General features: G+C 65.3%; 12 protein-coding genes. 10 read left to right on the forward strand and 2 right to left on the reverse strand.

Annotated features, from left to right (window positions below; genetic code table 11):
• Nucleotides 1-290 precede the first annotated feature (290 nt).
• Nucleotides 291-731: an FCD domain-containing protein gene (locus HL666_RS03840; protein ID WP_283814759.1), complete on the reverse strand. Its 441-nt coding sequence runs from the start codon at nucleotides 729-731 to the stop codon at nucleotides 291-293.
• A gap of 910 nt (nucleotides 732-1,641) precedes the next feature.
• On the reverse strand, nucleotides 1,642-2,523 hold the full coding sequence (locus HL666_RS03845) for a LysR substrate-binding domain-containing protein (RefSeq protein WP_172179978.1): 882 nt from the start codon (nucleotides 2,521-2,523) through the stop codon (nucleotides 1,642-1,644).
• 108 nt (nucleotides 2,524-2,631) lie between these two features.
• On the opposite strand from HL666_RS03845, the gene HL666_RS03850 reads away from it, so the two are divergent.
• The 10 genes from HL666_RS03850 to HL666_RS03890 all read left to right on the forward strand — a co-directional run bounded on the left by HL666_RS03850 (nucleotide 2,632) and on the right by HL666_RS03890 (nucleotide 13,121).
• A complete protein-coding gene (locus tag HL666_RS03850) occupies nucleotides 2,632-3,381 on the forward strand; it encodes an SDR family NAD(P)-dependent oxidoreductase (protein ID WP_172133367.1) in 750 nt (249 codons plus the stop codon).
• A 14-nt stretch (nucleotides 3,382-3,395) separates the two neighbouring features.
• Nucleotides 3,396-4,244: a transketolase gene (locus tag HL666_RS03855; RefSeq protein WP_172179980.1), complete on the forward strand. Its 849-nt coding sequence runs from the start codon at nucleotides 3,396-3,398 to the stop codon at nucleotides 4,242-4,244.
• Complete coding sequence (locus HL666_RS03860; protein ID WP_172110767.1) at nucleotides 4,244-5,257, forward strand: transketolase family protein; 1,014 nt, start codon at nucleotides 4,244-4,246, stop codon at nucleotides 5,255-5,257. Before HL666_RS03855 ends, HL666_RS03860 begins: the two co-directional genes overlap by 1 nt.
• Before the next feature lie 78 nt (nucleotides 5,258-5,335).
• A complete protein-coding gene (locus HL666_RS03865; RefSeq protein WP_172133365.1) occupies nucleotides 5,336-6,352 on the forward strand; it encodes a TRAP transporter substrate-binding protein in 1,017 nt (338 codons plus the stop codon).
• A complete protein-coding gene (locus tag HL666_RS03870) occupies nucleotides 6,349-8,208 on the forward strand; it encodes a TRAP transporter large permease (RefSeq protein WP_172179982.1) in 1,860 nt (619 codons plus the stop codon). The genes HL666_RS03865 and HL666_RS03870 overlap by 4 nt, the downstream gene beginning before the upstream one ends.
• A gap of 158 nt (nucleotides 8,209-8,366) precedes the next feature.
• Nucleotides 8,367-8,861: a MarR family winged helix-turn-helix transcriptional regulator gene (locus tag HL666_RS03875; protein ID WP_172179984.1), complete on the forward strand. Its 495-nt coding sequence runs from the start codon at nucleotides 8,367-8,369 to the stop codon at nucleotides 8,859-8,861.
• 63 nt (nucleotides 8,862-8,924) lie between these two features.
• Nucleotides 8,925-10,595, forward strand: a complete 1,671-nt coding sequence (locus HL666_RS03880) for an FAD-dependent oxidoreductase (protein ID WP_172179986.1) — start codon at nucleotides 8,925-8,927, stop codon at nucleotides 10,593-10,595.
• Between the two features lie 131 nt (nucleotides 10,596-10,726).
• Entirely contained in the window at nucleotides 10,727-11,305 is a 579-nt protein-coding gene (locus HL666_RS34090; protein WP_246741437.1) for a hypothetical protein, read from the forward strand.
• Nucleotides 11,306-11,427: 122 nt separating this feature from the next.
• The gene (locus HL666_RS34095; protein ID WP_246741438.1) at nucleotides 11,428-12,492 is read left to right on the forward strand and encodes a methyl-accepting chemotaxis protein; all 1,065 of its coding nucleotides are present in this window, start codon (nucleotides 11,428-11,430) and stop codon (nucleotides 12,490-12,492) included.
• 98 nt (nucleotides 12,493-12,590) lie between these two features.
• On the forward strand, nucleotides 12,591-13,121 hold the full coding sequence (locus tag HL666_RS03890) for a DUF4142 domain-containing protein (RefSeq protein WP_172110761.1): 531 nt from the start codon (nucleotides 12,591-12,593) through the stop codon (nucleotides 13,119-13,121).
• Nucleotides 13,122-13,151 lie beyond the last annotated feature (30 nt).

Below are 13,151 nucleotides of genomic sequence, written 5' to 3' on the forward strand. Positions count from 1 at the left end.
TGTTCGTAGCTTATAGGCCAGGGCGCTCGGTTCTCTACAAGGATCCGTACGCTGAGGTCTTGGCAAGCAAGCATCCGGCACTCGGACGGGTGACCTGCCAATCATGCGCGGTTTCCTCCCTTGGAGGCTTTCGGGCGCAAGCCGCCCGCATATTCCACACCGTCACCGCTGCGGCCGGCATCCGCAATCCTTCACAAGAGCTGACGTCCCGCGGGACATCGGGAGCACAAGGTCTGGCTATTCGCATGCGTTATTTTCGATGGCCGCGCTCATTCGTGCCGAATCCTGAGCTACGATCCGAAAAGCTCAGGCGGGGCCTTCTCCTTCAAGGCTCCGCCGATATGCTTGTCGAGAAGCTTGGCGGCGCCTTCGAGCGAGCCCTTCTCCAGCAGATCGATGATGGCTAGGTGCTCGCCTGGTTGCCGCCATACCCGGTCGCGGTCGAGCGTCTGACGGTATTCGATCAGGCGCCGCAATTCGTTCTGACGGGCGACGGTCTGGGCCAAGAACTTGTTACCCGACATAAGGGCGAGCGCCTCGTGGAAGTCGCTGTTCGACTTGAACAGCTCAACTTGGCCAAGCGTCTTGAACCCCGCGCTATGGAGAAATTCCTGCCGCTTGCGCTGCTCCGAAAGGACGGGACGATCGAGCTTGAAGGTCGAGGATCGCAAGCCTTGAGGCTCTAGGAGATTGAGGCCGGGCTGATTAACCTCACACTCGACAACATCCAAGCCCTGGCCGTCGCGCTAGGCGTTGAGCCCTCTGATGCTTGTGGCATCTATGGCACGGCATTTGAGATGGTTCCGCGCCTTCCCCGTGAGCGTGGGTGTGATCCGAGGCCGTCACTCTGGCAGGCCTTCGAGGTCGTCCCAGCCGAGCCCCACCTTTGGAGGGTGCGGGCGCCGCCAAAAATTCTCATTTGAAATCAAGGCGCCTTAAAAGTAGGTAGGGGGCCATAAGTCATTGATCTTGCTCTTGGCTTTCTCCCCTGTCGTACCCACCATCGAGTGCTGCGTGTGATTTGCCGTAATAGTGATCGCAGTACTGAAGGGGGTGTCGCTCCGCTTGTTTCCCCGGTTGGCAGCTTGAGAGGAGGCGGGCGGTCCATCGGGTCGGAGCAGCTATTTGAACTTCTCCGGCCAAAGCCCTGGTGCGATCGACTAGCTCTGCCGGGAGCTGCCAATGCTGTTGACGGGCGCAGATGTCGTTGCAGCGAATTGCTCAGGTGCAAGCCGAAGCTGGCCACCGGTTGACCACCGAAACCCCGTGAACAAACGGCGATAAAGGCCGTCAATCGCGAGCAAACTTCATTGTTTTCGTTGATCTTTTCGCATGCTACTTACGTTCGGGACGCAGGGGTCGCAGGTTCGAATCCTGCCGCTCCGACCATTCTTTCAAGCACGTCCAATCGTGCTTTCCCGATCATACGACCCCCGATCTTACACGAGATGTCGCAACGAAATGGCCTCACGGCCATTCCGAAGGCGTTGGCGTCATTGGGCGCTGAATCTCGACCCGTTGGGAGATCTGCAGGCGCCCGTGCTGGTGTGCGATGAATTGCGGGTGAGCGGGCGGCCGACTCCGTCGTTGGATCAGCGGAGCTGCCGGTCGATCGCCGGCGTATGACCGGCGTGGGATCGTTCAGCGCTGTTGCCCGAGTTCGGACGTGATCCAGTCGGCAAAGGCGCGCACGGCCGTGCGTTGGTGATCGTTGCGCGGAAACACCAGGCGGTGGCCGACATAGCGGATGTCGATGGAGCGGCCTGCGAGCGGCGCGATCAGCCGTCCCGACGCCAGCTCGCGCTCGGCCAGCAATGTGGATTCGAGCGCGACACCGAGGCCCTCGGCCGCCGTCGCGAGCGCAAGGAAGCTGCGGTCGAAGCGCATGCCGTGGAGGGCAGGGGATTCGAGGCCGTTGGCAGCGAACCATTGGTGCCACTGGATCTGCTTGACGTCGGAGCGGATCAGCGTGCGGTCAAGAAGATCCGCCGGGCGCTTGATCGCCGCCGCCAGCGCGGGCGTGCACAGCGGCGTGACCGTCTCCTCGGCCAGCGGGACGATCTCGACGCCCTCCGCGTGAGGCTGGCCATAGACGATGTCGATGTCGAAATCGTCGTTCTTGAACCGCGCATAGTCGGTGTTGGCCGACAGTCGCACCTCGAATTTCGGATGTGCGGCGAGAAACTGCGCCAGCCTTGGCGTCAGCCATTGCGCGGCAAAGCTCGGCGCCGAATGGACGCGCACCAGTTGGGGACCGCGCGCTGCGACCTCCTCCAATCCTCTGCGCAGCTGGTCGAAGGCCGCGCCGGCATGGCGCATCAGATTCTCGCCGGCCGGCGTGAGATGAACGGCGCGCGCGGTCCGCTCGAACAGCACGGTGCGCAAGGTGGCTTCCAGCTTGCGGATGGCATGGCTGACGGCCGATGGCGTCAGGTGAAGCTCATTTGCTGCGTCGCGAAAGGATCCCGTGCGGGCGGCGGCCTCGAACGCCTTGATTGATGAGATCGGGATCTTGGACAGCATCGCATAAGTGAACCAGATTCACCAATCCATGACAATTGCGCGTTTGTCGCCGCCGCCGGCCGCGGCCATGGTCACACCCACGACAACGAGAATTTCGGGAGGACCAGCATGCTGCTCAGCGGCAAGACAGCGATCATTTCGGGCGCGGCGTCGAAGCGCGGTATCGGGCTTGCGACCGCGCGCCGGTTCGCAGCCGAGGGCGCGAAGGTCGCCATCCTCGATATCGATGCCGCCGCCGCCGCCGAGGCTGCAGCTGCGCTCGGCGACGGTCACATCGGGCTCGGCTGCAACGTCGCCGACAAGGCCTCGTGCAACGATGCGGTGGCGCAGGTGATCCGTCAGTTCGGCGTCATCGACATCCTGATCAACAATGCCGGCATCACCCAGCCCGTGAAGCTGCTGGAGATCTCGCCTGCGGATTGGGATCGCATCCAGGACGTCAATCTGAAGGGCGTGCTGTTCCTGTCGCAGGCGGTGATCCCGCACATGCGCGCGCGCAAGCAGGGCTCGATCGCCTGCATGTCCTCGGTCTCGGCGCAGCGCGGCGGCGGCATCTTTGGTGGCCCGCATTATTCGGCCGCCAAGGCCGGCGTGCTCGGCCTCGCCAAGGCGATGGCGCGCGAGTTCGGCATCGACGGCATCCGCGTCAATTGCGTGACGCCGGGCCTGATCGGCACCGATATCACCGCTGGCAAGCTGACCGACGAGATGAAGGCCAAGATCCTCGAGGGCATTCCGCTCAACCGCCTCGGCACCGCCGAAGACGTTGCCGGCATCTACACGTTCCTCGCGTCCGATCTGTCCGCCTATGTCACGGGCGCGGTGATCGACGTGAACGGCGGCATGCTGATCCACTAACAAGGTCTCGAGAGATGGACACCGTAGCGACTCGGCTCGCCAACGCGCCGACATTGGCGCAACGCGCCTATAACATCCGCCGCAATGCGCTCCGCATGGGCGAGGTGCAGGGCCAGGGCTACATCGCCCAGGCGCTCGACATCTCCGACGTGCTGGCGGCGGCCTATTTCCACGCCATGCGCTATCGGCCCGAGGATCCGGCTTGGGAGGAGCGCGACCGATTCCTGCTGTCGAACGGCCACTACGCGATCGCGCTGTACGCGGCGCTGATCGAGGCCGGGATCGTTCCCGAGGCCGAGCTCGAAACTTATGGCAGCGACGACAGCCGGCTGCCGATGTCGGGCATGGCGTCCTATACGCCGGGCATGGAGATGTCCGGCGGCTCGCTCGGCCTTGGCCTGAGCATCGCCGTCGGCATGGGGCTCGGTCTGAAGCGCAAGGCATCGACATCGCGTGTCTACACGCTGTTCTCCGACGGTGAGCTGGATGAAGGTTCGGTGTGGGAGGCGATCTCGTCGGCCAGCCACTACAAGCTCGACAACCTCATCGGCATCGTCGACGTCAACAATCAGCAGGCGGACGGCCCCTCGACCCAGGTGATGGGCTTCGAGCCGTTGGTGGACCGGCTGCAAGCCTTCGGCTGGTTCGTGCAGCGCGTCGACGGCAACGACCTCGACGCCGTGGTCGCCGCCTTCGATGCCGCCAAGACCCATCCGGAGCCGAAGCCGCGCATGATCGTGGCCGACACGCTGATGGGCAAGGGGGTGCCCTTCCTGGAGCAGCGCGAGAAGAACCACTTCATTCGTGTCGAGCCTCATGAGTGGCAGCTCGCGATTGCCGCACTCGACGCCGGGAGGCCGTGATGAAATCGACGAGACCCGCACCCGATCTGAGCAAGCCGCGCCTGACGACCTCGGCGATGATCGCCTCGATCGCCTCCGAGGGGCAGCGCACCAAGCCGGCGCCGTTCGGCCACGCGCTGGTCGAACTGGCACGCAGTCGGCCCGAGGTGGTCGGCATGACCGCCGATCTCGGCAAATACACCGACCTGCACATCTTCGCGAAGGAATTTCCCGACCGCACCTACCAGATGGGCATGGCCGAGCAGCTGCTGTTCGGCGCCGCGTCCGGCATGGCGGCCGAAGGCTTCATGCCGTTCACCACGACCTATGCCGTGTTCGCCTCGCGCCGCGCCTACGACTTCATCCACCAGACCATCGCCGAGGAAGATCGCAATGTGAAGATCGCCTGTGCGCTGCCTGGACTGACCTCAGGCTACGGCCCGAGCCATCAGGCGGCCGAGGATCTGGCGCTGATGCGCGCGATGCCGAACATGACGGTGATCGATCCGTGCGATGCGTATGAGATCGAGCAGGTCGTGCCGGCGATGGCCGCTCACCAGGGCCCTGTCTACATGCGGCTGCTGCGCGGCCAGGTGCCGCTGGTGCTCGACGAGTACGACTACAGATTCGAGCTCGGCAAGGCCAAGCTGCTGCGCGACGGCCGCGACGTGCTGATCATCTCCTCCGGGCTCATGACGATGCGCGCGCTGGAGGCGGCCAAGGCGCTGTCCGATGATCGCGTCGACGTCGCCGTGCTGCACGTGCCGACGATCAAGCCGCTCGATGCCGAGACCATTGCGCGCGAAGCCGGCCGCCCCGGCCGTCTGGTCGTGGTCGCCGAGAACCATACGGTGATCGGCGGACTGGGGGAGGCCGTTGCCGGGGTGCTGATGCGCGCAGGCGTGCACGTGCCGTTCCGGCAGATCGGCCTGCCCGACGAATTCCTCGACGCCGGCGCGCTGCCGACGCTGCACGATCGCTACGGCATCTCGCTGTCGGAAGTCGTCAGGCGGGTGAAGGGCTGGCTCAAATAGCAGGCGGCCACGGGCGTTGAGACAGCGGCGCGCGGACGCGCCGGACCAGAACAACAATTTCATACCGGAGGGACTGGAATGCGCAAGGGAACGACGCGTCGGCGATTCATGGCAGGAGCGATGGTGGGGGCTGCGGTGCTGCCTTTCACCGCGCGCTTCGCGAGGGCAGCCGAATTCACGATGAAGCTCGCGACCGGACAGGATCCGTCGCATCCGGTCAACAAGCGGGCTCAGCAGGCGGCCGATCGCATCAAGGAGGCGAGCGGCGGCCGGCTGGAGATCAATCTTTATCCGGCCAATCAGCTCGGTTCCGATACCGATCTGATCTCCCAGGTGCGCGTCGGCGCCGTCGATGCGATCAACATCGCGAGCTCGGTGCTGGCCACCCGCGTGCCGCTCGCCGGCATCGTCAACACCGGCTTTGCCTTCACGTCCTACGACCAGGTCTGGAAGGCGATGGATGGCAGCCTCGGTGATCACATCCGCAAGGACATCGAGAAGACCGGGGCGATCGCTCTGTCCAAGCCCTGGGACAACGGCTTTCGCCAGGTCACCTCGGCCACCCGCGAGATCAAGACACCCGACGATCTCAAGAGCTTCAAGATCCGCGTGCCGGCCGCGCCGATCCTGACCAGCCTGTTCCAGGCGCTCGGCGCGGGGCCGACCCCGATCAACTTCAACGAGGTCTACACGTCGCTTCAGACCAAGGTGGTCGAGGGGCAGGAAAACCCGCTGCCGATCATCGCCACCGCGAAGCTCTACGAAGTGCAGAAATATTGCTCGCTGACCAGCCACGTCTGGGACGCCTACTGGATCCTCGGCAACCGCGCCTCCTTCGGCAAGCTGCCGTCCGACCTGCAGACGTTGGTTACGCAGGAATTCACCAAGTCGGCGGATGACGAGCGTGCCGACATTGCCGCGCTCAGCAAGAGCCTGCGCGCCGATCTCGCCGCCAAGGGCTTCACCTTCGTCGACGTCGACAAGGAGGCGTTCCGCGCTGCGCTCGGCAAAAGCAGCTTCTACAAGGATTGGCGCGGCAAGTTCGGCGAGGAGGCCTGGAGGATCCTGCAGTCGAATGTGGGAGAGCTCGGATGAACAGCGTCGACGCGTCTCTGGCAGCATCCACGAAGCACGGCATCGTTGACGGTCTCGAGCGGGCCCTCACGAAGCTGATCGAGATTCCCGCGATTGTCGCCCTGGTCGCGGAAGTTGGAATCCTCTTCACCGGTGTGACGGCACGTTTCGCCTTCGACCGGCCGCTGACCTGGGCCGATGAGCTCGCGTCGATCACCTTCCTCTGGCTCGCGATGCTGGGTGCGGTGCTCGCGCTCAGCCGCGGCGAGCACATGCGGATGACCGCGCTGGTCGACCGCGTCGCACCGCGCACGCGCGCGGTGCTGGAGAGCGCTGCGCTGATGGCGCCCGTGCTGTTCCTGGCGATCCTGCTGCATCCGGCCATCGACTATGCGAGTGGTCAGGCCTTTGCGGAGACGCCGGCGCTCGGTCTCCCTGACAGCGTGCGGGCCGGCGCCGTGCCCGTCGGCATCGGCCTCATGCTCGTCACCGCCTTGTTGCGCATGGCGCGCCATGGCTCGCGTGACATCGCGATCACGCTGGTGATCCTGGCGGCCACCGCGCTCGTGCTGTGGGCCTCAGCCCCGGCGCTCAAGGCGCTCGGCAACTGGAATCTCATCGTCTTCTTTGCGATCCTGCTCGGCGCGGCCGTGCTCGCCGGGGTGCCGATCGCCTTCTGCTTCGGCCTCGCCACAGTGGCCTATCTGCTCACGGTCACCGCGGCCCCGCTCGAAGTCGTCACCAGCCGCATCGACGAGGGCGTGTCATCCCTCGTTCTGCTCGCGATTCCCTTGTTCATTCTGCTCGGCCATCTCATCGTCATGACCGGCATGGCGGCTGCGATGGTCGGTTTCCTGGTGTCGCTGGTTGGCCATGTCAGGGGTGGTCTGTCCTACGTGCTGCTCGGTGCCATCCTGCTGGTCTCCGGCATCTCGGGCGCCAAGACTGCCGACATGGCGGCGGTCGCGCCGGTGCTGTTTCCAGACATGAAGCGCCGCGGCATTCACGACGGTGAGCTGGTGTCGCTGCTCGCGGCCTCCGGTGCGATGGCGGAAACCATCCCGCCCTCGATCGTGCTGATCATCATCGGCTCCGTCGCCGGCGTCTCGATTTCGGCCTTGTTCACCGGCGGCATCCTGCCGGGTCTGGTGCTGGCCGCCGCGCTGGCCGTGGTCGCCAAGCGTCGCATGGTCGAGCCGGAAGCCGTGATTCGGCCGCGGCCGACCTGGTCCACCATTCGTTCGGCGCTGATCACTGCGCTGCCCGCGCTGCTGCTGCCGGTGCTGGTCCGCACCGCGGTCACCGAGGGCGTCGCGACCGCGACCGAGGTCTCGACCATCGGCATCGCCTACACGATCCTGATCGGACTGCTCGTCTATCGCCGTTTCGACTGGCGCAAACTCTATCCGGCGCTGGTGCATACGGCGGCGCTGTCGGGCTCGATCCTGTTCATCATCGGCGCGGCCACCGCGATGGCCTGGGCGCTGACGCAGTCCAACTTCTCGCACGCGCTCGCGGCGATGATGGTTTCGGTGCCCGGCGGCAAATACGGTTTCCTGCTGATCTCGATCGCCGTGTTCATCCTGCTCGGCAGCATCCTCGAAGGTCTGCCTGCGATGGTGCTGTTCGGCCCGTTGCTGTTCCCGGCGGCCAAGCTGCTCGGCGTCCACGAGGTGCACTACGCGATGGTCATCATTCTCGCCATGGGCATCGGCCTGTTCGCGCCGCCTTTCGGCCTCGGCTACTACGCCGCATGCTCGATCGGGCAGATTGATCCGAATGCCGGGCTCACGCGGATCTGGCCCTATCTGGGCGCGCTCGTGGTCGGCCTTCTGCTCGTCGCCTTCGTCCCGTGGCTGTCGATCGGATTCCTCTGAGGCATCGGAAAGCAAGTGAACAGCCGTCGCGGTGGCGTCTTCAGGTTCGAAATCCTGCCGCTTCGACCAATTCTTGCGTGACAACCCACGCGTTTCCGATGTCACCTTGCGCTGCTGCGCGGCCTCAGTGCGGCGCGAAGAGACGAGGTGCTGCCGGAATGAATGCGAGATCTTCACGCAACGCGCCGCGCGCGGGACGCAGCGGGACGGCATGGCGTCATGACAATATCGGAAGGATGCTCAACAACGCGGTGCGCCGGTTCGAATCTCGCGTGCTCGAGCTGATGGCGGCGAGCGGCCACGGCGAAACGCGGATCGCCCATGTCAGCCTCACGCGCAATCTCGACGTCGAGGGCACGCGGCTGACCGAGCTCGCCCGCCGCGCCTCGGTGAGCAAGCAGGCGATGGGCGAGCTGGTCGATCAATGCGTCGAGCTCGGGTTGGTTGCGCGCGAGGCCGATCCGCGCGATGGGCGCGCGCGCATCGTTCGCTTCACGCCGGCCGGCCTGCAATGGCTCGAGGCCTTCGGCGATGCAGTTGATATGGCCGAGGCCGAGATGCGCAAGGAGCTTGGCAAGGCCGCCATGGACGTGGTCCTGCAGGCGCTCTCGGCCTATGGCGCCCGCTTCGACACGCTGGGCGACGAGATATAGTCAGGTTGCTTGACTATCTGTCGGGAGGTCGTAGCATGCCCCCGTCGCGAGGGGAGAAGCGCCGTGATCGAACGTTTGACCGCCCCCGTCCTGATCGTGGGCGGCGGGCCTTGTGGGCTGATGCTGGCCAACGAGCTCGGTCGGCGCGGCGTGTCCGCGGTCCTGATCGACGACAAGCCGGGCACGGCTTTCAATCCGCAGGCCAACGCCACCCAGGCGCGGACGATGGAGCACTACCGCCGGCTCGGTTTTGCCGACGAGGTCCGGCGCGCCGGCCTGCCAGCTGACTATCCGACCGACATCGCCTATTTCACCCGCTATACCGCTCACGAGCTGGCGCGCTTTCAATTGCCGTCGGCAGCGCGCGCGGCCGAACTGGTGAAGGGCTTGTCCGGCTCGTGGAGCGCGGCCGAGCTGCCGCATCGGGTGTCGCAGAAATTCGTCGAGGCGATCCTGCGCCGGCACGCGGAGCAGCTCGCCGGCATTCAACTGCATTACGGTCACCGGTTGATCGGCTACACCGTCAATGATGATGGCGTCGCGGCCGAGGTCGAGCGCCTCAGCGATGGCGCGCGATTCAAGATCTGCGCGGCCTTTCTGGTGGGCGCCGACGGCCCGCGCTCCCTCGTGCGTCAGTCGCTCGGCATCTCCTATGGCGGCACGACCGGCGTGCAGCGCGATTTCATGGGCGGCCGCATGCTTGCGGTCTATCTCCGCTCGACGGAATTCTACCAGCGCATGCCTCATGCCCGGGCCTGGATGTATGTCTGCTTCAACCGCGACCGTCGCGCCTTCATGGCTGCGGTGAATGGGTACGACGAGTTCGCCTTCCACACCCAGCTGCGGCCCGGCGAGGATGAGAGCGCCATCACTGCCGATGATGCGAAGGCGGCGTTCCAGCGCGCATGTGGCGCGCACGTTCCCTGCGAGGTGCTGTCGCATCTGACCTGGACAGCGGGGCATGCGCTCGTCGCCGAGCGCATGCAGAGCGGCCGCGTCTTCCTCGGTGGCGACGCGGCGCATCTCTTCACGCCGACCGGCGGGCTCGGCTACAACACCGCGATCGAAGATGCCGTCAATCTCGGCTGGAAGCTCGCGAGCGTGGTCAAAGGAATGAGCCCGGTGGCGCTGCTCGACAGCTATGCGGCCGAACGCCGCCCGGTGGCGCTGCGCAACACCGACTATGCACGGCGCTTCGCGGATTCGCTTGGGCTGTTCGCGGCTGTGCCGGAGATCGAGGACGCGACCGAAGCGGGCGCCGAGGCGCGGCGCGTTGCAGGCGCCTATCTCGGTCAGCATGCTCGGGCCGAGTTCAACATTCCCGGTGTCACCTTCGGTGGCCGTTACGACGGCTCGCCGATCATCGTCTCCGACGGCACCCAGCCGCCGCCGGATGCCGCCAATGTCTACATGCCGAGTGCGTGTCCCGGCGGGCGCGCGCCGCATGCCTGGCTGGAGCAGGGCGTCTCGCTGTATGACCGCTTCGGCTTCGAATGGACTCTGCTGAGATTTGACGGCAGCGGCGTCGATGAGGACCAGTTGCGCGAGATGGTGCGGCCGCTGTGCGCGGATGTGAAAGTCGTGAGTCTGCCTCGCGCGTTGCGCGATCTCTATGAAGCCGACCTCGCGCTGATCCGTCCGGATCAGGTCGTGGCGTGGCGCGGCAGCGCATCGCAGGCCGGGACACTGCCACGGGTGATGGCGCGGGCTGCGGGGCACGGCGCCAGCAACTGAGCTCATCGCACGCGCATCGGACATTCGGACGAGTCGTCAATTTTGCGTTGAGAAGAGCGGTTGTGGCGCGATATATCCCGGCCGCCTGGTTGTGCTGACACAACGATCTCACTGCGATCAGGTGCCATGGTGTGCGACCTCAGTTCGCAAAGTACCGGGTCGCCATGTTCCACGTTCTCAGCCGCTTCAAAATCTCCACCAAGCTCGTGACCGCCGCGCTTGGCGGCACCTTCTTCGTCGCGATCATGATTGCCAGTCAGGTCGCCGGCAACGCCAGCATTGAGCGTGGTCTCGGCAGTGCGCTCGATCAGCAGGAGATTGCCAGGCTCGCCATCGCCGCCAAGGCAGAGGCGAGGCAGATGCAGGTCGCGGTGCGGGATCTTCGTCTTGCCAAGACCGAGACGGAAATTGGCGCGGCCGAGGAGCGCCTTGCGGCCGGACGCCGGGCGGCCGATCAGCTCTGCGACGACATGCGCGGACGGGCTGCTTCGACCGAGAGCAAGGCGCGCATCGCAGGCCTGCAGCAGGCCATCGATGCCTATGCGGCGGGGGCCAAGCGCATCGCCGACATCAGGCTCCGCATTGCGGGTGAAGGCGCGGCGGGACGTTCGGCCTGGATCGCCACGATGGAAGCGGAGGCCGCCGATCTTGCACGCAACGTACCTTGCCGATCGCGAAGACGATCGACGGGACGGCGGACGGAATCGTGACGGCCGCCTCCTCGAAGGCCACAGCTGAAAAGAGCGCGGTGTGGGCCGTCATCGCGAGGTCCGAAACGGCCGCGTCGACGGTCGGAGGCGTTGCGATCCTGGTTCTCGGAGCCGCCGGCCTCATGAGCGTATTCGCCGTCTCGCGGCCGATCGGCCTGATGGTGCAGAGCATGACCGCGCTGGCGAGCGGCGAGGTGTCCGCGTCGATCTCCGGACTGGAGCGTGGCGACGAGATCGGCGACATGGCGCGTGCGACGCTGGTCTTCAAGACCAACATGCTGGAGACGCAGCGGCTGCGGGCCGAGCAGGCCGAGGCGGAAGCGCGCGCGGAGATGCAACGCAAGAAGGCTATCGAGGCGTTCACCGTCTCGTTCGAGAACGCAATCGGCGGCATCATCGATCGGGTCTCATCGAGTTCGACGAGCCTGGAGCAGGCGGCCTCCACGCTGGCAAATACGGCTTCGACCACCAGGGAACTGTCGACGACGGTCGCGTCGGCCTCCGAGGAGGCCTCTGCGAGCGTCCAGTCGGTGGCCGCTGCGACCGAGGAGATGGCAGCGACCGCAGCCGAGATCGGCCGTCAGATCGACGGCGCGTCGCGCGTGGCCAAGGATGCGGTGGCGCAGGCGACCAGCACCGACCAGTCCATGATCAAGCTCGCAGCTGCCGCCGACAAGGTCGGCAGCATCGTCGGCATGATCACCGCGATTGCCCAGCAGACCAATTTGCTGGCGCTGAATGCGACCATCGAGGCGGCACGCGCCGGCCCTGCGGGACGCGGCTTCGCCATCGTCGCCTCCGAGGTCAAGGAATTGGCCGCGCAAACTGCCGATGCGACCAAGGACATTTCGGGCTACATCGCCGAGATCCAGTCCGCAGCGTCGACCGCCGTCGGTGCGATCAAGCAGATCATGTCGACGATTTCGGGCATGTCGGAGATCACCGGCGCCATTACGGCCGCTGCCGAGGAGCAGGGCAACGCCACCAACGAAATTTCGCGCAACGTCCAGCAGGCCGCCGTCGGCGCCTCGCAGGTGTCGTCGGGAATCGTCGAGGTGCAGTCCGGCGCGACCGACACCGGAGCGGCGTCGTCACAGGTCTTGACGGCTGCGCAGTCGCTCTCCGCCGATGGCCTCCTGCTGAAACAGGAGGTCGGCAGCTTCCTCGCTCGGGTGCGCGCCGCATGAGCGGACCATTCGTTACCGCGGAGGAACCAGGATAGGAACGATCGCGGGCTGCGACTCTTGCAATCGCAATGATCGATTTTCCAGCCCGGAGATGGACGATGAGCAAGATCACCGACGCCTGTCAGATGAGAACGAGCTTCACCGCTGTGGCCGCGTGCGCCTTGACCCTGTTCCTGGCCGGCGGCGCCAATGCTGCTCCGAAGGGGCCGTCGCCTGCCAAGGACCAGCATTTCATGACCGAGGCGATCGAAGGCGATCTGTCCGAGGTGAACATGGGCAAGCTGGCGCAGCAGAAAGGGCAGAGCGACCAGGTCAAGCAGTTCGGCCAGGCTTTGCAGCAGGACCATGGCGAGCATCTGCAGAAAGCGCAGCAATTGGCGAGCCAGAACGACATGAAGACGCCGTCGGAGCCGAACAAGAAGCAGAAGGCGATCTACAGCCGGCTGGAGGGCATGTCCGGCGATCGGTTCGACCGCGCCTTTGCGCAGGCGATGGTCCGGGATCACCAGGAGGACATCAAGAAGTATCAGAAGGAGGCGGCGGCGAACTCGCCCTTGTCGGACTTTGCCCGGCAGACCGTTCCGGTGCTGCAGAAGCACTTGGAGATGGCGAAGTCGCTCAGCAAGTAATCGCCAGCAACGGCAGCGTGTAGGAAGCGC

This window comes from Bradyrhizobium aeschynomenes (assembly GCF_013178945.1).
Classification (GTDB): Bacteria; Pseudomonadota; Alphaproteobacteria; order Rhizobiales; family Xanthobacteraceae; genus Bradyrhizobium; species Bradyrhizobium aeschynomenes.